Here is a 17,785-nt window from a genome sequence, read left to right as displayed (position 1 = left end):
TCCCTGGCAGTCCGGGGCACACGTGATCACCCCGGCGGCCGGGTCGGCCGGCGCCCCGCCGTCTGGGACGATGGCCCGGTGCACCCGGACCCCGAGACCGCCCCCGCGGGCAGCGACGTGCTGACCGCCGCCGTCGACCCGGCCCGCGCCGCGGCCGAGGAGACCGCCGGCGACCCCGGCCTGGTCGGCGAGCACCTCGGCGCCACCGCGGAGCCGCTGGGCACACCGGCCGCGGGCGTCGACGCCGGCACGCTCGGCGCCGTGGTCACCCACTCCTTCGCCAGCCGCCTGCCCGGCTACGTCGGCTGGCACTGGGCGGTCACGCTGGCCGCCGTCCCGGGCAGCGACCGGGTCACCGTCGACGAGGTCGTGCTGCTGCCCGGCGACGCCGCGCTGCTGGCCCCGGCGTGGGTGCCGTGGCACGAGCGGCTGCGCCCCGGCGACCTGTCGGTCGGCGACGTGCTGCCGGCCACCGAGGACGACCCCCGCCTGGTGCCCTCCTACACCGCGCAGGACGACGCGGCGGACGACCCGGAGGGGCAGGCGCTGGCCGCCGAGATCGGCCTGGGCCGCGAGCGGGTGATGTCGGCCGAGGGGCGCGGCACGGCCGCCGCCCGCTGGCTGGCCGGCGACTTCGGCCCCCGCGCCCCCATGGCCCGGCAGGCGCCCGGACCCTGCAGCACCTGCGGCTTCTTCCTCCCGCTGGCCGGCTCGCTGCGCACGCTGCTGGGCGCCTGCGGCAACGAGTACTCCCCGGCCGACGGGCGCGTGGTCGCCGTCGACTACGGCTGTGGCGCGCACAGCCAGGCCACCCTCGCCGCCGGCGAGCCCGCGGAGGTCGTGACGTCGGCCCGCTACGACACCGCCGACTTCGACGTCCTCACCGACTAGGGGCGCCCGGCCTCCCTAGGTCCGCGGCCGGTCGATGAGCCGCGAGAGGACCACCGCGCTCTCGGTCCGCGCGACGGTGGGCAGCGCCCGCAGTCGGCGGACGGCGCGCTCGAGCTCGCCGGTGTCGCGTGCCTGCAGGCGCACCACGACGTCGGCGGTGCCGGAGATCGTCGTCGCCCGGACCACCTCGGGGACGTCCTCGAGCTGACGGCGCACCTCCTCGGGGTCGGGAGCGCCCTCGCAGTACACCCAGACGTAGGCCTCGACGTCCCACTCGAGGACGGCGGGGTCGAGCACGGCGGTGAACCCCCGGATCGCGCCGCTGCGCACCAGCCGGTCGACCCGGCGCTTGACGGCGGGCGCGCTCAGCGACACCTCCGCCCCGATGCGGCCGTAGGTGGTGCGTGCGTCCCGGAGGAGCTGTTGCACGATCGCCCGGTCCAGGTCGTCCACCGCGGTCCTCCGTTGCGTCCAGGCGGGCTGTGACGCAACGGATCATAGGCAGGACGCAGCCCTGGGGCCTTCCGCCGGCGGTTGCGGCTCCCTAGCGTCTGCTTCCCACACCTTCGAGAAGAGGAGGGGTCGTGACGCTGACGAGTTCCTGGGTGCAGGCAGCCGCGGAGCCCGGGCGGCCGGGTGGGCTCGGCGCTGCCGAGCAGGCCGTCCTCGACGCGCTCGACGTCCCGGCGCTGCACCGCACGCTGGCCGACCTGATGCGCGTGCCCAGCGTCACCGGCAGCGACGCCGAGTCCGACCTGCTCGGCCTGCTCGCCGACCGCACCGCGCGCGCCGGGATGGCCGTCGACCACTGGCGGATCGACGTCGCGGAACTGGCCGCCCGGCCCGGGTTCCCGGGCACGGAGGTGCCCCGGCGTGAGTCCTGGGGGCTGGTGGCCGCCACCGGGGACGACGCGGGGCCGACGGTGGTGCTGCAGGGCCACGTCGACGTCGTCCCCCCGGGCGACCTGCGGCGGTGGACCGGTGACCCGTGGACGCCGCGGGCGGCCGGCCCGCGGCTGTACGGGCGCGGCGCGTGCGACATGAAGGCCGGGGTGGCCGCGAACCTCGCCGTCGCCGAGGCGGTGCTGGCCAGTGGTCTGCGGTTCCCCGGCCGGCTGGCCCTGCACCTGGTCGGGGGTGAGGAGGACGGCGGCCTGGGCGCCTTCGCGACGCTGGCCCGCGGGCACCGGGGTGACGCCTGCGTCATCACCGAGCCGACGAGCGGCACGCTCACCACCGCGGCCGGCGGGGCGCTGACCTTCCAGCTCGTCGTCCCCGGTGAGCCGGCGCACGGCAGCGCTCGCTGGGCCGGCCGCAGCGCCGTGGAGCACTTCACCCATCTCGACGCCGTGCTCCGCGAGCTGGAGGCCGAGCGCAACGCCGCCGTCGACCCGCTGATGGCCGAGTACCCGATCGCGCACACCATCTCGGTGGGCACCGTCGTCGCCGGCGACTGGGCGAGCACCGTGCCCGACACGCTCACCGCCACCGGACGCCTGGGCGTCCGCCTCGACGAGGACCCGGCGCAGGCGCGCGCCGCCGTCGAGGAGCGCCTGGCCGCCGCCTGCGCCGGGCACCCGTTCCTGCGGGACCACCCGGTGGAGGTCACCTGGCCCGGCGGGCAGTTCGCGCCGGGGCGGACCCCGGCCGGGGCGCCCTTGCGGCGCGTCGTGACCTCGGCGCAGCAGGACCTGACCGGCACCGCGCCCCGCGAGCGGGGCGTGCCCTACGGCAGCGACCTGCGGCTCTACACCGCCGAGGGGGTCCCGACGCTGCACTACGGCCCCGGCGACGTCGTGCACGCGCACTCCTACGAGGAGTACGTCGACCTCACCGAGCTGACGGCGGTCACCCGGGTGCTGGCCGTGGCGACGGTGCGCCTGCTGCAGGCCGGCTGAGCGCTACCGGTCGTCGCGGTCCCGCCGGCCGAGCTGGCCCTGCCAGCGCATGATCGCCAGCCCGACGAAGGGCAGCACGATCCCCGCCACGCAGGTCCAGGTCCACACCCGCGCCACCCGGTCGCCGAGCAGCAGCACGACCACGAGCGCGACCGCCCACAGCGCCGTGCCGGCGAGGACGACGCGGGCGGTGTCGACGCGCAGCGGGGGAGGGGCCGGCTTCAGCGGGCGGGGCACGTCGCCGACCCTAGGCGCCGTGCGGCGCCGACCGGCGGGGAGCGCGCGCCGCCGTGTGGCACGCTGTCGCCGCTCACCGCCCGGCAGCCGCAGTCCGCAGGAGCCCGCATGCCCGAGAAGTCCCGCCCGTCCCGGAGCACCGGCGCGACCACGGCGGCGGGCGCCAGGTCCGGCACCGCCGGCGACACGCCCGCCGACGTCGCGGCGTCCCCCACCCGGCTCCGGCGCAGCGAGGGCCCGCAGCTGCGGCCGCGCAACGGGCTGGACCGCTACTTCGGCATCAGCGCCCGGCGCAGCACGGTCGGCCGCGAGGTGCGCGGCGGCCTGACCACCTTCTTCACGATGGCCTACATCGTGGTGCTCAACCCGATCATCCTGTCGGGGGCCGACGTCACCGGCGCCACGCTGCCCTTCGGTGCCGTCGCCGCGGTCACCGCGCTGGTCGCCGGCGCGCTCACCGTGGCCATGGGCGTCGTCGGCCGCTACCCGTTCGCGGTGGCCACCGGCCTGGGCATCAACGCGATCGTCGCCGTCTTCGCCGCCACCCAGCTGTCCTGGCCGGAGATCATGGGCCTGGTCGTGCTCGAGGGCCTGCTCATCACCGTGCTGGTGCTCACCGGATTCCGCCGGGCGGTGTTCGAGGCGATCCCGCCGCAGCTGAAGACCGCGATCGCGGTCGGCATCGGCTTCTTCCTCACCATCATCGGCCTGGCCGACGCCGGCGTGATCCGGCCGGGCGCGCCGCTGATCAGCTTCGGCGTGGGCGGGCAGCTCGCCGGGTGGCCGCTGCTGGTCTTCGTCGTCGGGCTGCTGTTGACCGCCGTCCTGGTCGTCCGCCGGGTCCGGGGGGCGCTGCTCATCGGCATCGTCGTCTCCACCGTGCTGGCGATCGTCGTGGAGGCGGTGGCCGACATCGGCCCGCGGATCGGCCCCGACGGCACCGAGGCCGACGCGCGGGGCTGGGCGCTGCAGGTGCCCACGCTGCCCGACACGGTCGTCGCCACACCCGACCTGTCGATCGTCGGGCAGTTCTCGCTGTTCGGCGGCTTCGAGCGGATCGGCGTCGTCGCCGCGCTGCTCATCGTGTTCTCGATCATGATCGCGGACTTCTTCGACACCGTCGGCACCGTCACCGCCGTCGGCGCCGAGGGCGGGCTGCTCGACGAGGACCGCAACCTGCCCGGCTCCCAGCCGGTGCTGCTGGTCGACTCCCTGGCCGCCGCGGCCGGCGGCGCGGCCAGCGTCTCGTCGAACACGACCTACATCGAGTCCGCCTCCGGGGTGGCCGACGGCGCCCGCACGGGCCTGGCCAGCATCGTCACCGGCGCGCTGTTCCTCGTGGCCATGTTCTTCACGCCGCTGGTGCAGGTGGTCCCCTCGGAGGCGGCGGCCCCGGCGCTGGTGATCGTCGGCGCGCTGATGATCAGCCAGATCCGCACCCTCGAGTGGGACGACATGACCCTGGTCATCCCGGCGTTCCTCACCATCGCGCTCATGCCGTTCACCTACTCGATCACCAACGGCATCGGCGCCGGCGTCGTCACCTACGTGCTGCTGCGGGCGGTGACCGGCCGGGCCCGCGGCATCCACCCGCTCATGTGGGTCATCGCGGCGCTGTTCCTCGTCTACTTCGCCCTGGAGCCGCTCCAGCAACTGTTCTGAGCACTGCTAACGACCCGGGTACGCTGGTGAGCGTGACGAGGTCGACGCTGGACACCGCGGCGCTCGCCCACGACCTCCGGCTGGCCGTCATGCGGTTCTCCCGGCGGCTGCGCAACCAGCGGGTCGACACCTCCGTCACGCTCACCCACCTGGCGGCGCTGTCCACGCTCAAGCGGCACGGGCCGATGAGCCCCGGTGAGCTCGCCGCGCACGAGCGGGTGCAGCCGCCGTCGATGACCCGCGTCGTCGTCGCCCTCGAGGCCCGGGGCCTGGTCACCCGTACCCCGCACCCGACCGACGGGCGGCAGGTGGTCATCGGCCTCACCGACGCCGCCGAGGAGCTGCTGACCGAGGAGGCCCGGGCCCGGGAGGCGTGGCTGTCGAACCGCCTGCACCTGCTGACGCCGGAGAAGCGGGCCACGCTGCGCGAGGCCGCCGAGATCATGGAGGAACTCGCCGGTGGGTGAGGTCCACGGCCGCTGACCCGACCGCGGCCGGGCGCGGCGCCTTCCGGTCCCTGCGGGTGCACAACTTCCGGCTCTACGCGTCGGCGAACCTGGTCAGCCTGACCGGGACGTGGATGCAGCGGATCGGCCAGGACTGGTTGGTGCTGCAGCTCTCCGGCGACAGCGGCGTGGCCCTCGGCCTGGTGACGGCACTGCAGTTCGGGCCCACGCTGCTGCTGGGCCTCTACGGCGGGGTCCTGGCCGACCGCTACGACAAGCGCCGCGTCCTGGTCCTCACCCAGGTGCTGATGGGCCTGCTCGCGCTCGTCCTGGCCGGCCTCGTGGCCGCCGACGCGGTCGCGCTGTGGCACGTGTTCGTGCTCGCGGCCGGCCTCGGGTCGGTCTCGGCCGTCGACGCCCCGGTCCGCCAGGCGTTCGTATCGGAGATGGTCGGCCGCGAGCTGCTGCCCAACGCCGTCGGGCTCAACTCCACGATCTTCAACGGCGCCCGGCTGGTCGGGCCCGCGCTCGCCGGCCTGCTCATCGGCGCCTCCGGCGGGGACACCGCGCCGGCCTTCGCCGTCAACGCGGCGTCCTTCGCGTTCACGATCGGGGCGCTGCTGGCCATGCGGCCGGACGAGCTGCGGCGCAGCGACCCGGTCGCGCGCGGCCGCGGCCAGCTCCGCGAGGGGCTGGCCTACGCGTGGCACCGGCCCGACCTGCGCCTGGCGATGGTCCTGGCCTTCGTCATCGGCACGTTCGGCTTCAACTTCCAGGTGACCATCGCGCTCATGGCCCGAGAGGTCCTCGGTCTGGGAGCGGAGGGCTTCGGCTTGCTCTCGACGCTGTTCGCGGTGGGCTCGCTGACCGGGGCGCTGCTGTCGACCCGCCGCAGCGCCCGGCCGCGACAGCGCTTCCTGCTCGTCTCCGCGGGGGTGTTCGGCCTGCTCACCGTGGCCTGCGGGCTGGTGCCCGGCTCCTGGCCGTTCGCCGTCCTGCTGGTGCCCACCGGCGCGGCCGCCCTGGTGTTCAGCGTCGCCAACAACAGCTTCGTGCAGCTCGGCGCCGACCCGCAGATGCGGGGCCGGGTGATGGCGCTGTACTTCACCTGCTTCCTCGGCGGCACGCCGCTGGGCGCCCCGCTCATCGGCTGGGTGTCCGAGCACCTCGGCGCGCGGTGGGGCCTGGTCCTCGGTGGCGCGGTGGTGGTCCTGGCCGCGTCGGTGGCCGCGTTGGCGCTGGTCCGCGGACGGCGGGTGCGGGCGGCGGCGGCCCCCGCCCGGCGGGTGTCGACCGCCACCTGAGCCGTGACCTGGCGGACGCCGTCGCGCCCACGTACCGTCGCGCCCACCGGCTCCCCGGAGTGACGATGACCTCCTCCCTGCTGCAGCTCGCCGGCATCACCGCGATGCTCGTCGGCGCCTTCGCCCTGATGGGCCTGGCCTTCCGCCTGTTCTCCGGGCAGTTCCTGCTCGACCTGCGGGCCCGCCGCCGGGCGCGGGAGCCGGAGGTCCCCCTGGCGCCGGTGCACCGGCCGGTCGAGGCGGTCGCGGCCGACCTGCGCCGGCTGGCCCGCCAGCTCGAGGTCGTCCCCGCCGGGTCCCCGCAGGCGCGGCGGCGCGGGTTCCAGGCCGCCTACGACGACGTCCTGTGCGAGGCGGCCCGGCAGTTCGCCGTCCCGACGACGCTGGCCGGCCTGCCCCCGGGCTTCCCGCGCGACGTCGAGCGGCTGCGGGTGCAGACGGCCCTGACCGACGCCGGCATGGTCGTGCGCTGAGCGGGCCGCCGCTGCGGCTGTTCATGGCCGTGACCCCGCCCGCGGACGCCCGCGACCACCTCGCCGCCGCGCTCGCGCCGCTGCGGGACGCCCCCGGCGCGCCGCGCTGGGGGAACCCGGCCCGCTGGCACCTGACCCTGCTGTTCCTCGGCGCGGTGCCGCCGTCGCTGCTTCCCGCCCTCACCGCCGGGGTGGGCGAGGCGGTCACGGCGACCCCGCCCGCGGTGCTGCGGCTGGCCGGTGCCGGTCGCTTCGGCTCGCGGCGCCGACCCCAGGTGTGCTGGGCCGGGGTCGACGGCGACGTCGCCGTCCTCTCCGGGCTCGCCGGCCGGCTGGCCGCCGCGGCGCGGGGGCTGGGGCTCCCGGTCGAGGACCGGCCCTTCCGCCCGCACCTCACCCTCGGCCGGTGGCACCCGCGCCGGGCCGCCGACGGGGACCTGCCCGACCGGCTGGCCGACTACCGCGGGCCGGAGTGGCCGGTGCGCGAGGTGACGCTCGTGCGCAGCACCGGCGGCCGGCACGAGGTGCTCTCCTCCCACCTCACCAGGCGTACTCCATCGGAGCGGCCCTGAAGCCGGGGAAGACCTCGTCCAGCCGGTCGAGCTGGGCCTGCTCCAGGCGGATGTCGAGTGCCGTCAGGGAGCCCTCGAGCTGGTCGGCCGTGCGCGGGCCGACGATCGGCGCCGTCACGCCGTCCTGGTGCAGCAGCCAGGCCAGCGCGACGTCGGCAGGCGCCAGTCCCCACTCGCGGCAGGCGTCCTCGTAGGCCTGCAGCGCCGGGCGGTGCTCCTCGATGCGCCTGCGGTTGCGCTCCTGGTGCCGTCGGTCGCCCTTCTGCTCGCCCAGCACACCGGCCAGCAGCCCCTGGGCCAGCGGGCTCCACGGGATGACGCCGACGCCGAGGTGCCGGGCGGCCGGCAGCACCTCGAGCTCCACGTGCCGGGTCAGCAGGTTGTAGTGGGACTGCTCGCTGACCAGGCCGAGGAAGTGCCGGCGCGCGGCGGCCTCGTTGGCCGCGACGAGCTGCCAGGCGGCGTGGTTGGACGAGCCGACGTAGAGGACCTTGCCCTGGGCGACGAGCGTCTCGCAGGCCTGCCAGATCTCCTCCCACGGCGTGGCCAGGTCGACGTGGTGGAACTGGTAGAGGTCGATCCAGTCGGTCTGCATGCGGCGCAGCGACGCGTCGCACGCGCGCACGATGTTGCGGGCGGACAGGAAGGTGTCGTTGGGCCAGTCGGTCATCGACCCGTAGACCTTGGTGGCCAGCACCGTGCGCTCCCGGCGCTCGCCGCCCTGCGCGAACCAGGTCCCCAGCACCTCCTCGGTGCGGCCCTTGCCGGCCTCGAAGCCGTAGACGTTGGCGGTGTCGACGAAGTTGATCCCGGCGTCGAGCGCGCGGTCCATCACCGCGTGCGCGTCGGCCTCCTCCGTCCGCCAGCCGAAGTTCATGGTGCCCAGACAGAGCCGGGAGACCGACAGGCCGCTGCGTCCGAGGTGCGTGTACTCCACGTCCGCCCACCCTGGCACCCTGGCGGCCGTGCCGCAGACCGACACCGGACAGTCCGCCTTCGACCGGGCCACCGCCGTGTACCGCACGGAGGGCGGCGGCGTCCGCGCCGAGCTGGACCGGGGCTGGGACGTCGGCAACGGCGTCCTCAACGGCGGCTACCTGCTGGCCGTCGTCGCCCGGGCGGCGCTGCTGGACAGTCCGCACCCGCACCCGGTGGCGCTGTCGGCGAGCTACCTGCGCGCCACCTCCGGTGGTCCGGCCGACCTGGCCGTCACCGCGGGGCCGGCCGGGCGCACGCTGGCGCACTCCTCGGTGCAGCTCACCGGCGCGGCCGGTCCCACGCTCGCCGTCCAGGTCACGACGGCGACCCTCGGCCGGGACGGGGCCGACTACACGGTCAACCCCGCGCCGGAGCTGCCCGCCCCCGACGACTGCGTGGCCACCCGCACCACCGAGGGCGGCCCGGCGGTGGGGCTGGCCCGGCACCTCGACACCCGGCTGGACCCCGCGACGGCGGGCTGGGTGGCCGGCCGGCCCTCGGACACGCGGCTGCTGCGGGCCTGGATCCGGCTGGCCGACGGCCGCGTTCCCGACCCGCTGGCCCTGCTGCTGTTCGCCGACTCGCTGCCGCCGACCGCGTTCGCCGTCGGCCGGCCCGGGTGGGCGCCCACCGTGCAGCTGCAGGTCCTGGTGCGCGCGCTGCCGGCGCCGGGCTGGTGCCTGGTCGAGTCCCGCTCCACCGAGGTGACCGGCGGGTGGTCGGACGAGGAGTGCCGGATCTGGGACGCCACCGGCCGGCTGGTCGCCCAGGCCCGGCAGCTCGCCCGGGTGGCGCGCTAGTCCCGCCGGCCGAGCAGGGGGACGTCGCCGGTGAGGTAGCGCTGCAGGGTCGGGCCGACCGCCGCCACCACCTCCTCGTGGGAGGCCGACGCCAGCGGTTCCAGCCGCAGCACGTAGCGCATCAAGACCAGCCCGGCCACCTGGGAGGCGACCAGCGCGCCCCGGGCCTCCCGCTCCTCGACCGGCGTGTCCGCCGAGCCGACCACCCGGCGGACGATCTTCGCCAGCACGAACTCGCGCAGCAGCCGGGCCGACCACTCGTGGTTCACCGCGGAGCGGACCAGCGCCAGCACGGCCGGGCGGCCGGGCCCGTCCCAGACGCGCAGCACCATGCGCACGACCGCGGCGCCCCGCTCGTCCAGCGGGGTCTCCAGCACCTCGGGCAGGAACTCGTCCGGGTCCGCCGGTGCCTGCACCGCCGCCAGGAACAGCGCGTCCTTGGTGCCGAAGTAGTGGTGCACGAGCGCCGGGTCGACCCCGGCGGCGGCGGCGATGCCCCGGATGGAGGCGCCGTCGAACCCGCGCTCGGCGAAGGCGGTGCGGGCCGCGGCCAGCACCGCCTCGCGGGTGTCGGGGTTGCCCGGCCGCCGGCCGGTCGGCCGCCGTGCTGTGCTCAGCTGCTCCTCCTCCGCAGGGTGGCCGCCGCCAGCGCGAGGGCGAGGACGGCGGCGCCGGCGACGATGCCGACGTCCCGCCACATCGTGCCCGTCTCCGCGGCCGACCGCCCGACCTCCTGCAGGGCCTCCACGGCGTAGGTCAGCGGCAGGACGTCGCTGATCGCCTGCAGCCAGCCGGCCATCTGCTCGCGGGGCACCAGCAGCCCGCAGAGGAAGAACTGCGGCAGCACGACGACCGGCATGAACTGCACCGCCTGGAACTCGCTGCGGGCGAACGCGCTGGCCAGCAGGCCCAGGGCGACGCCGAGGACGGCGTTGGCGACGGCGATGAGCACCACCAGCCACGGCGCCCCGGCGATGTCGAGGTCGTAGAGGGTCGTGGCCACCGTGACCGTGACGACCGCCTGCGCCGCCGCGGCCAGGCCGAACGCGGCGCCGTAGCCCAGCAGCAGGTCCAGCCGGGACAGCGGGGTGGTCAGCAGCCGCTCGAGCGTGCCCGAGGTGCGCTCCCGCAGCATCGCGATGCTGGTGACCAGGAACATGACGACGAACGGGAAGACGCCGAGCATCGTCAGCCCGACGCGGTCGAAGACGCCCTGCTGCCCGGGCAGGGTCGGCACGTCGCGCCACAACAGGTACAGCAGGCCCAGCAGCAGGCTGGGCAGCAGCAGCATCATCGCGATGGTGCGGTGGTCGTGGCGCAGCTGGCGCAGCACCCGGGCGGTGGTCACGCCCGTGAGCCGCGGGCTGAGGACGGCCGTCGGGACGCTCACGCCGCCACCTCCTGCTGTGCCCGCACGAGGCGGAGGAAGGACTCCTCGAGGTCGTCGGTGCCCGACGCGGCGCGCAGCTGCGCGGGCGTGGAGTCGGCCAGCAGCCGGCCCTCCCGGAGCAGCAGCAGCCGGTCGCAACGGCCGGCCTCGTCCATGACGTGGCTGGAGACCACCAGCGTGGTGCCGGCCGCGGCGAGGGCGTGGAAGCGCTCCCACAGCTCCACCCGCAGCACCGGGTCCAGGCCCACCGTGGGCTCGTCGAGGACCAGCAGCTCGGGTTCGCCGACCAGCGCGCAGGCCAGCGAGGCCCGGCCCTGCTGGCCGCCGGAGAGGTCGCGGACCAGCTGCCCGGCGGCGTCGGCCAGCCCGACGGCGGCCAGCGCGTCGTCGGCGGCCCGGGCGTCGCGACCGTGGAGCGCGGCGAAGTGGCGTGCGTTCTCGCGCACGGTGAGGTCGGGGTAGACGCTGGGCGCCTGGGTGACGTACCCGACCCGCCGGCGCAGGCTGGGGGAGCCGGCGGGCTCGCCGAGCACGGTCACCGTGCCCGAGCGGACCCGCTGCACTCCGACCAGCGCGCGCATCAGCGTCGTCTTCCCGCTGCCGCTTGGCCCCAGCAGGCCGGTGACCCGGCCGGCCGGGACCGCGCAGGACAGGCCGTGCAGCACCCGGCGGCGCCCGCGGTCGACGACGAGGTCGGTGACGGTGACGGCGTCGGTCATGTCGGCCTCCCGGTGGCGAGAACTCAACGCCTGATGAACTCAACGCTAGGTGAGTTCATCGGGGACCGTCAACGGGTTCTCGCACGCTGGGAAGCGGACGAGGGGAGGTGCAGGTCAGCGGCGGGTGCCGCGTCGTGCGTCGCCCGGGGACACCCCGGCCGTCGGGTCCCCCGTGGTGTCGCGGGTGACGTTGCCGCGGACCTCGTACCGCGGACGGGTCTCGCGCAGGGCGAGGGCGGCGAGGAACGTGACGACGCCCATGAGGCAGATGTACACCGAGACCCACGCCGAGGTGCCCGTCGCCGCCAGCAGCGCGGTCATGATGAACGGCGTGGCCCCGCTGACCAGGATGGCGGCCAGCTGGTAGGCCAAGGAGGCCCCCGAGTACCGGATCCGCGGCTCGAACAGCTCGGCGAGGTAGGCCGCCAGGGGTCCGTAGGTGAGCGACGACCCGATCAGGCCTCCGGTGAGGGCCACGAAGATCAGCGGCAGCGACCCCGTGTCGATGAGCCAGAAGAAGGGGAAGGCCCACAGGGCGATGATCGCCGCGCCGAGCAGGATCGGTGGCCGGCGACCGATCCGGTCCGACAGCGACCCGCTGAAGTAGATGACGAAGACCGAGAGCGCCGAGGTGATGAGCGTGACGGTGAGCAGCGCGTCGCGGTCCACGCCGAGGTCGCGGGTGGCGTAGTCGAGCACCCCGGCGATGCTGATGTAGAAGATCGCGTTGGTGCCGAACAGCAGGCCCGCACCGAGCAGCACCGGCCGGCGGTGCTTGCGCACCACCTCCTTGAGCGGAGCCTGCGCGACCTGGGCCTCGGGGGCGTGCTCGTGCTGGTCCTGGAGCCGGCGGAAGACCGGGGTGTCCTCCACGCGCAGCTGGATGAACATCACGACGGGGAGCAGCACGGCGCTGGCGAGGAACGGGATGCGCCAGCCCCACGAGACGAAGGCCTCGGGGCTGACGCTCGCGCTCACGGCCAGGAAGGCGACGTTGCCCAGGATGACCCCGATGGGGACGCCCATCTGCCCGAAGGTCCCCGCGCGCCCCTGGTGGTCGCGCCCGGCGTTCTCGGTGAGCAGGAGGATGACCCCGCCCCACTGCCCGCCGACCGCGATCCCCTGCAGGAAGCGGAGGGCGACGAGCGCGATGGGGGCGAGTACGCCGATCGAGTCGGCCGTGGGCAGCAGGCCGATGAGGAAGGTCGCCGACCCCATCAGCACGAGGCAGGTGACGAGGGCGGGCTTGCGGCCGACCTTGTCCCCGAAGTGACCGAAGACCAGGCCACCGATGGGGCGGGCGATGAACCCCGCCCAGAAGGTGCTGAAGGCCAGCAGCGTGCCGATGAGCGGGGAGGCGTTCGGGAAGAACAGGTCGCCGAACACCAGCGCCGCCGCGGTGGCGTAGATGAAGAAGTCGTACCACTCGATCGAACTGCCGATCAGTCCCGCTGCCATCAGCTTGCGCAGGGACCGTCGGTCGAGGGCGGGTGCTTCCTGGGGTGAGGTGGACATCGCCGTCCCTCCGGACGTCGCGTAGGGCGGAACTGACCCGTCCGAGATGTGTTCACCCGATCGGGCGCCCGCAAACGCCCGGGACGGCGTGGATCCGTCAGGGGGCGGCGGCCAGGGCGCTCCCCAGCAGGTGCCCGGAGGTCCAGGCGCTCTCCACCTTCGACGGCGCCCGCCACCCGTCCCCGCACGCGCCGACGCCGTCGACCAGGCCGAAGGGCTCCCCGCGCGGCGCCGCCGGCCGGGCGGAGGTCCACCGGTGCACGTGGCTCCACGCGGGTGCGGCGTCGACGCCCAGCGCGCGGCGCACCGCGGTGGTCACCTCGGGGACCGACCGGTCGGGGTCGTCGAGGTGCGCGGCGGCGGTGCCGGGCGTGGTGTGGGCGACGAGGACCGGCGCGCCGTCGCCGCGCCGGTCGCCGTCGTCGGCGATCCACTCGACCACCGGGTCGTCGTGCACGAACGCGCCGTGCAGGTCGGCCGGCCAGCGCCGCCGGTCGAAGCCCAGGACGACGGCGAGGGCAGGCTGCCAGGCGTGCGCGTCCTCCCCGCCCAGCAGCCGGCCGGCGAGGTCCTCCGGGAGCAGCCGGCGGGCCTGCGGGTCGGGCAGGGCCAGGACGACGGCGGACGCGTCCGCGCCGTCGACGCGCGGGCCCGACTCCACCCGCTGCACCGTGTGCTCCTGCGTGACGTCGAGCCCCGCGGCGAGGTCGGCGACCAGCGAGCGCAGGCCGCCCGGCGCGGCGTACCGCACCGGCCCGCTGCGGCTGTCGCGGATCCCGTCGGGCCCGGCGACGGCGAACGTGTCGGTCCACGGCCGGGCCAGGCCGCGCTCGACCCAGCCGGCGACGACGGCGGCGAACGGCGAGCCCTCCGCGGCGGTCAGGTAGCTGGCGCCGGTGTCGGCGACCCGTCCGGACAGCGTGCGGGAGGCCATCCGCCCGCCGGGGCGGCGCCCGCGGTCGAGGACGCGCACCGGCACGCCCGCCTCCCCGAGCGCGCGGGCGCAGGCCACGCCGGCGATGCCGGCCCCGACGACGACGATCCCGTTGGACACCACTGGATCCTGCGGGCAGCGCGGCTCCGCCGCTCGGGGAGGATCGGGTCGTGCCCGAGCCGATCACCGACCCCGCCGACCCGCGGGTCGCCGACTTCCGCGACCTGCACGCCGGCGACCGGCCGGCCGGTCGCGAGCGGGGGACCGGGCCGGTGGTCGTCGAGGGCGTCCCCGCCGTGCAGCGGCTGCTGGCCTCCCCGTACCGGGTGCGGGCGGTGCTCGGCGTCCCCGGGCGGCTGGCCGCGCTGGACCTGCCCGAGGGCGTGCCGGCCTACGAGATGGACAAGTGGCTGCTGTCGGACCTGATCGGGTTCCGCCTCACCCGCGGCGTGCTCGCCTCCGCCGACCGCCGCCCGCCGGCCGACGTCGGGGAGCTGCTGGCCGGCCCGGACCCGGCCGCGCCGCGCCGGCTGGCGGTGCTCGAGGCGCTCAACGACGCGGAGAACCTCGGCTCGATCGCCCGCTCGGCGGTGGCCCTCGGCGTCGACGGGCTGCTGCTGGACCCGCGCTGCGCCGACCCGCTCTACCGCCGGGCGGTGCGGGTCTCGATGGGCCACGTGCTGGCGCTGCCGTTCGCCGTGCTGCCCGACTGGCCGGCCGGGCTGGCCCGGCTGCACGAGGCCGGCTACCTCACCGTGGCGCTCACCCCGGCCCCCGACGCGGTCGACCTCGCCGACGTCGACCCGCGGGCGCACCCGCGCACCGCCGTGCTGCTGGGCGCCGAGGGCCCGGGCCTCACGCCGGAGGCGCAGGCCGCGGCGCGGGTGCGGGCCCGCATCCCGATGCGGGCCGGCGTCGACTCCCTCGGTGTCGCGGCAGCGGCCGCCGTGGCCTTCGCGACGCTGAGGTGAGCTGGGCCCCTCCGGGTCCGCTGGTGGTCCGGCCCCCTCGCAGGGGCCCGCGGCGAGCGTGCGAGCGGTGGGGGCGAGGGGGTCCTTCGACTACTGCCGCAGCGACCAGCGGGCCAGGATCACCCGCGCCTCCTCGGCCCGCGAGGGGTCGCACATCACGTCGTAGCGGCTGGCGGTGATCTGCGAGGTGCTGGTGAAGTCCCGACGGCCGCCGGTGGCCGCGTAGCCCACCGCCCCGAACAGCGCGCCGAACAGGATGCCGATCAGGAGGCCGGTGAGCACGGAGGTGATCCAGCTCGTGCCGGTGGGCGCGAAGATGCCGAGCAGCAGGCCCACGAACAGGCCCCACCAGGCGCCGCCGGCGGCACCCGCGCCGATCGCGCGGCCCCAGGTCAGCCGGCCGGTGACCCGCTCCACCATCCGCAGGTCCGAGCCGATGATCGTGACGTTCTGCACCGGGAACTTCTCGTCGGACAGGTGGTCGACCGCGGCCTGGGCCTGCTGGTAGGTGTCGTAGGACCCGACCTGGACACCGCCCAGGGGCATCGACACGGACATCGACATGTGTGGCTCCACTCCCGCACTCGTTCGGTTGTGGACGACGTACCCGCGAGCCCCCGGACGGACACGTCGGTCCGGTGCGGCGAGCGTACTGCTCAGCGGTTGCGGCGGACCCCGAACACGATGTCCTCCCAGGCCGGCACGCGGGCCCGCGGGTCCTCGTCCTCGCCGTCGGTCTCGCCGGTGCGCAGCACGACCGTGTCGTGCTCCGAGACGTCCTCGTCGTCGGCGGCGTCGGTGGCCGCGGGGTCGGTGCGGCGCTCGGCCGGGGCGGGACGCGGCTCGTCGGCCGGCGGCACGGGCCGCTCGGGGACCGGCCGCTCGGGCACGGCGGCGGCGCGGTGCACCGGCAGGACCGGGCGCTCGGCGGGCACCCCGGGCACGACGCGGACCAGGCGGGTCCCCTCGGCGAAGTCGCGGGTGGCCGCGTCGAGCGGGGCGACCGTGCGGGCCGGGACGTCGTAGACCCAGTTCGTGGTGCCCTCCTTGGTGCCGGCGCGCCAGGCGGCGGTGACCACCCACGTGCCGTCCTCGGAGCGGGCGGCGTCCCAGCGGACGGCGTCGAGGTCGGCGCCCAGCAGCCGCAGCCGCTCGGCCATGAACTGCTGCAGCGGCGCGCCCGGCACGCCCTCCGACAGCCGCACGCGGGCCTCGCGGGCCTGCTCGGCCAGGCGGGAGCGCTCCTGCAGCACCGTGTGGGCGAAGCGCATGATCCGCTCGACCCGGGTGCCCGAGGCGGCCGCGACCTGCTCGGGGGTCTCCCCGGCGCGGATGCGGGCCTGGATCACCCGGGGGGAGAGCCCGCCGTCGGACTCGATCTGGCCCAGCCGCCGGGTGTCCCCGCGGGCCGCGGCGCGCAGCCGGTCGTCGATCGGCAGCTCGAAGCGCTCGCCGTCGTCGCTGCCGTCGCCGCCGTCGACGGTGAGCACCAGGCTCCGGCCGTCCTCGGACAGCCCCACGAGGCGCAGCGTGCGCACGGGAGACCTCCCTCGGGCGGCGGTGGCGGGGGCCCGGGGTGCACCGGAGCCACGGGCGAGGCTATCCGCGGACGCGCCCGCGCGCCGGAAGGACGCCCGGCGTGGCGGACCGAGATCACCTCCGCGGGCGCGGGCGGCACCGCCCCGGAGCGGCCCGCTCCGCCGTGCCCGGATCCGGCCCGCCCCTAGACTCGGGCTCCATGCTGACCGGTCCCCGGGACGACGCCGGCCTCGTCCGTGACGAGACACGTGACGACGCCGAGCCCAACGAGCGCTTCCTGCCCTCGCCCGTCGACGCCGGCCAGAAGCGCCTGCCCATCGACATGGACTACGTCCAGCGCGTGATGGTGGAGCTGCTCACCATCCCCAGCCCGTCGGGGCGCACCGACCACGCGATGCAGCTGATCGGCGGTGAGTTGCGCGACCTCGGCCTGGACTTCGAGGTCACCCGCCGCGGCGCGCTGATCGCCGAGCTGCCCAGCCGCTCGCCCGGCGCCGACCGGACCGTGGTCGTGCACGCCGACACGATCGGCTGCATGGTCAGCGGGCTCAAGGACAACGGCCGGCTGGCGATCGTGCCGGTGGGCACGCACAGCGCCCGCTTCGCCGAGGGCGCGCGGGTGACGATCTTCAGCGACGACGTCTCCGGCGACTACTGGCACACCGGCACGATCCTGCCGATCAAGGCCAGCGGGCACCGCTTCGGCGACGAGGTCGACGAGCAGGGCGTGGGCTGGGACCACGTGGAGGTCCGCGTCGACGAGGTGGTGCACAGCCGGGCCGACCTCGAGCGCCGGGGCATCCAGGTCGGTGACTTCGTCGCCATCGACGCCCAGCCGGTGATCACCTCCAGCGGGTTCGTCAACTCCCGTCACCTCGACGACAAGGCCGGCATCGCGGCCGCGCTCGGTGCGTTCAAGGCGATCCTCGACCACGGCATCGAGGTCCCGGTCACCGCGCACCTGCTGGTCACCATCGCCGAGGAGGTGGGCCTGGGCGCCAGCCACGGCCTGGACGCCGACGTGGCCGAGCTGGTGTCCATCGACACCTCGGTGGTCGCGCCGGGGCAGTCCTCGTCCGAGCACTGCGTCAACGTCGCGATGCAGGACTCGACCGGGCCGTTCGACTACCACCTGACCCGCCACCTGATCGACCTGTGCCGGGTGCACGACGTGCCGCACCGCCGCGACGTCTACAAGTACTACCGCTCAGACGCCGCCTCCGCGCTGGAGGCCGGGGCCAACACCCGCGCGGCGCTGATCGGCTTCGGCATCGACGGCAGCCACGGCAACGAGCGCACCCACCTCGACGGCATCCGCGCCACCGCCGAGCTGGTCGCGCTGTACCTGCAGACCGACCTCACGTTCCGCAGCTGGGACCGCACGCCCACCGGCGACCTGCGCGACTTCCCGAGCACCGCCGTCCAGCCCGCCGACGGCGAGCAGGCCCGCTGAGGC

20 protein-coding genes are annotated in these 17,785 nt (G+C 75.7%); 10 read left to right on the top strand and 10 right to left on the bottom strand.

The genetic code is table 11. The features are described 5' to 3' along the window. The first annotated feature begins 78 nt into the window (after window positions 1-78). The gene (locus ACI79V_RS05490; RefSeq protein ID WP_456887419.1) at window positions 79-891 is read left to right on the top strand and encodes a DUF3027 domain-containing protein; all 813 of its coding nucleotides are present in this window, start codon (window positions 79-81) and stop codon (window positions 889-891) included. A 15-nt stretch (window positions 892-906) separates the two neighbouring features. On the opposite strand, the gene ACI79V_RS05485 is transcribed toward ACI79V_RS05490, so the two are convergent. Next, on the bottom strand, window positions 907-1,344 hold the full coding sequence (locus ACI79V_RS05485) for an Lrp/AsnC family transcriptional regulator (RefSeq protein ID WP_456887418.1): 438 nt from the start codon (window positions 1,342-1,344) through the stop codon (window positions 907-909). A 131-nt stretch (window positions 1,345-1,475) separates the two neighbouring features. Between ACI79V_RS05485 and ACI79V_RS05480 the strand changes: the two genes are divergently transcribed. After that, a complete protein-coding gene (locus ACI79V_RS05480; RefSeq protein ID WP_456887417.1) occupies window positions 1,476-2,789 on the top strand; it encodes an ArgE/DapE family deacylase in 1,314 nt (437 codons plus the stop codon). Window positions 2,790-2,792: 3 nt separating this feature from the next. On the opposite strand, the gene ACI79V_RS05475 is transcribed toward ACI79V_RS05480, so the two are convergent. Beyond that, window positions 2,793-3,026: a DUF2530 domain-containing protein gene (locus tag ACI79V_RS05475; RefSeq protein ID WP_456887416.1), complete on the bottom strand. Its 234-nt coding sequence runs from the start codon at window positions 3,024-3,026 to the stop codon at window positions 2,793-2,795. 108 nt (window positions 3,027-3,134) lie between these two features. Between ACI79V_RS05475 and ACI79V_RS05470 the strand changes: the two genes are divergently transcribed. The 5 genes from ACI79V_RS05470 (at window position 3,135) to thpR (ending at window position 7,483) form a co-directional block, all read left to right on the top strand. Continuing rightward, window positions 3,135-4,688, top strand: a complete 1,554-nt coding sequence (locus ACI79V_RS05470; RefSeq protein ID WP_456887415.1) for an NCS2 family permease — start codon at window positions 3,135-3,137, stop codon at window positions 4,686-4,688. Window positions 4,689-4,720: 32 nt separating this feature from the next. Beyond that, complete coding sequence (locus ACI79V_RS05465; RefSeq protein ID WP_456874915.1) at window positions 4,721-5,155, top strand: MarR family winged helix-turn-helix transcriptional regulator; 435 nt, start codon at window positions 4,721-4,723, stop codon at window positions 5,153-5,155. Next, a complete protein-coding gene (locus ACI79V_RS05460) occupies window positions 5,152-6,438 on the top strand; it encodes an MFS transporter (RefSeq protein WP_456887414.1) in 1,287 nt (428 codons plus the stop codon). Before ACI79V_RS05465 ends, ACI79V_RS05460 begins: the two co-directional genes overlap by 4 nt. A 65-nt stretch (window positions 6,439-6,503) precedes the next feature. Beyond that, on the top strand, window positions 6,504-6,911 hold the full coding sequence (locus ACI79V_RS05455; protein ID WP_456887413.1) for a hypothetical protein: 408 nt from the start codon (window positions 6,504-6,506) through the stop codon (window positions 6,909-6,911). Between the two features lie 23 nt (window positions 6,912-6,934). Further along, the gene (gene thpR / locus ACI79V_RS05450) at window positions 6,935-7,483 is read left to right on the top strand and encodes an RNA 2',3'-cyclic phosphodiesterase (protein ID WP_456887412.1); all 549 of its coding nucleotides are present in this window, start codon (window positions 6,935-6,937) and stop codon (window positions 7,481-7,483) included. Here thpR and ACI79V_RS05445 read toward each other — a convergent pair. Next, complete coding sequence (locus tag ACI79V_RS05445; RefSeq protein WP_456887411.1) at window positions 7,452-8,420, bottom strand: aldo/keto reductase; 969 nt, start codon at window positions 8,418-8,420, stop codon at window positions 7,452-7,454. The two genes, thpR and ACI79V_RS05445, sit on opposite strands and share 32 nt — an antisense overlap. Before the next feature lie 28 nt (window positions 8,421-8,448). On the opposite strand from ACI79V_RS05445, the gene ACI79V_RS05440 reads away from it, so the two are divergent. Further along, the gene (locus ACI79V_RS05440; RefSeq protein ID WP_456887410.1) at window positions 8,449-9,261 is read left to right on the top strand and encodes a thioesterase family protein; all 813 of its coding nucleotides are present in this window, start codon (window positions 8,449-8,451) and stop codon (window positions 9,259-9,261) included. Here the strand turns inward: ACI79V_RS05440 and ACI79V_RS05435 are convergent. From ACI79V_RS05435 to ACI79V_RS05415, 5 genes are all read right to left on the bottom strand, one after another. Next, entirely contained in the window at window positions 9,258-9,818 is a 561-nt protein-coding gene (locus tag ACI79V_RS05435; protein WP_456874921.1) for a TetR/AcrR family transcriptional regulator, read from the bottom strand. The two genes, ACI79V_RS05440 and ACI79V_RS05435, sit on opposite strands and share 4 nt — an antisense overlap. 56 nt (window positions 9,819-9,874) lie before the next feature. Continuing rightward, window positions 9,875-10,651, bottom strand: coding sequence for an ABC transporter permease (locus tag ACI79V_RS05430; protein WP_456887409.1), 777 nt, complete (start codon window positions 10,649-10,651; stop codon window positions 9,875-9,877). After that, window positions 10,648-11,370, bottom strand: a complete 723-nt coding sequence (locus ACI79V_RS05425) for an ABC transporter ATP-binding protein (protein ID WP_456887408.1) — start codon at window positions 11,368-11,370, stop codon at window positions 10,648-10,650. Before ACI79V_RS05425 ends, ACI79V_RS05430 begins: the two co-directional genes overlap by 4 nt. 114 nt (window positions 11,371-11,484) lie before the next feature. Next, the gene (locus ACI79V_RS05420) at window positions 11,485-12,885 is read right to left on the bottom strand and encodes an MFS transporter (protein ID WP_456887407.1); all 1,401 of its coding nucleotides are present in this window, start codon (window positions 12,883-12,885) and stop codon (window positions 11,485-11,487) included. A gap of 97 nt (window positions 12,886-12,982) precedes the next feature. Then, entirely contained in the window at window positions 12,983-13,939 is a 957-nt protein-coding gene (locus tag ACI79V_RS05415) for an NAD(P)/FAD-dependent oxidoreductase (RefSeq protein WP_456887406.1), read from the bottom strand. Between the two features lie 50 nt (window positions 13,940-13,989). Between ACI79V_RS05415 and ACI79V_RS05410 the strand changes: the two genes are divergently transcribed. After that, window positions 13,990-14,790 (top strand): TrmH family RNA methyltransferase, encoded by an 801-nt coding sequence (locus ACI79V_RS05410; protein WP_456887405.1) that lies wholly within the window; start codon window positions 13,990-13,992, stop codon window positions 14,788-14,790. A gap of 90 nt (window positions 14,791-14,880) precedes the next feature. Here ACI79V_RS05410 and ACI79V_RS05405 read toward each other — a convergent pair whose 3' ends face one another. Both ACI79V_RS05405 and sepH read right to left on the bottom strand, forming a co-directional pair. Continuing rightward, complete coding sequence (locus ACI79V_RS05405) at window positions 14,881-15,354, bottom strand: general stress protein (RefSeq protein WP_456887404.1); 474 nt, start codon at window positions 15,352-15,354, stop codon at window positions 14,881-14,883. Window positions 15,355-15,446: 92 nt separating this feature from the next. Beyond that, on the bottom strand, window positions 15,447-16,328 hold the full coding sequence (sepH, locus tag ACI79V_RS05400) for a septation protein SepH (RefSeq protein WP_456874928.1): 882 nt from the start codon (window positions 16,326-16,328) through the stop codon (window positions 15,447-15,449). A 200-nt stretch (window positions 16,329-16,528) separates the two neighbouring features. Here sepH and ACI79V_RS05395 point away from each other — a divergent pair, with 200 nt between their 5' ends. Further along, a complete protein-coding gene (locus ACI79V_RS05395; RefSeq protein WP_456887403.1) occupies window positions 16,529-17,782 on the top strand; it encodes an osmoprotectant NAGGN system M42 family peptidase in 1,254 nt (417 codons plus the stop codon). The last annotated feature ends 3 nt before the right edge of the window (window positions 17,783-17,785 follow it).

It is taken from the genome of Geodermatophilus sp. SYSU D00700 (assembly GCF_054050255.1).
The sequence above is the reverse complement of the archived record's forward strand: the minus strand, read 5'-3'. Positions and strand labels throughout refer to the sequence as shown.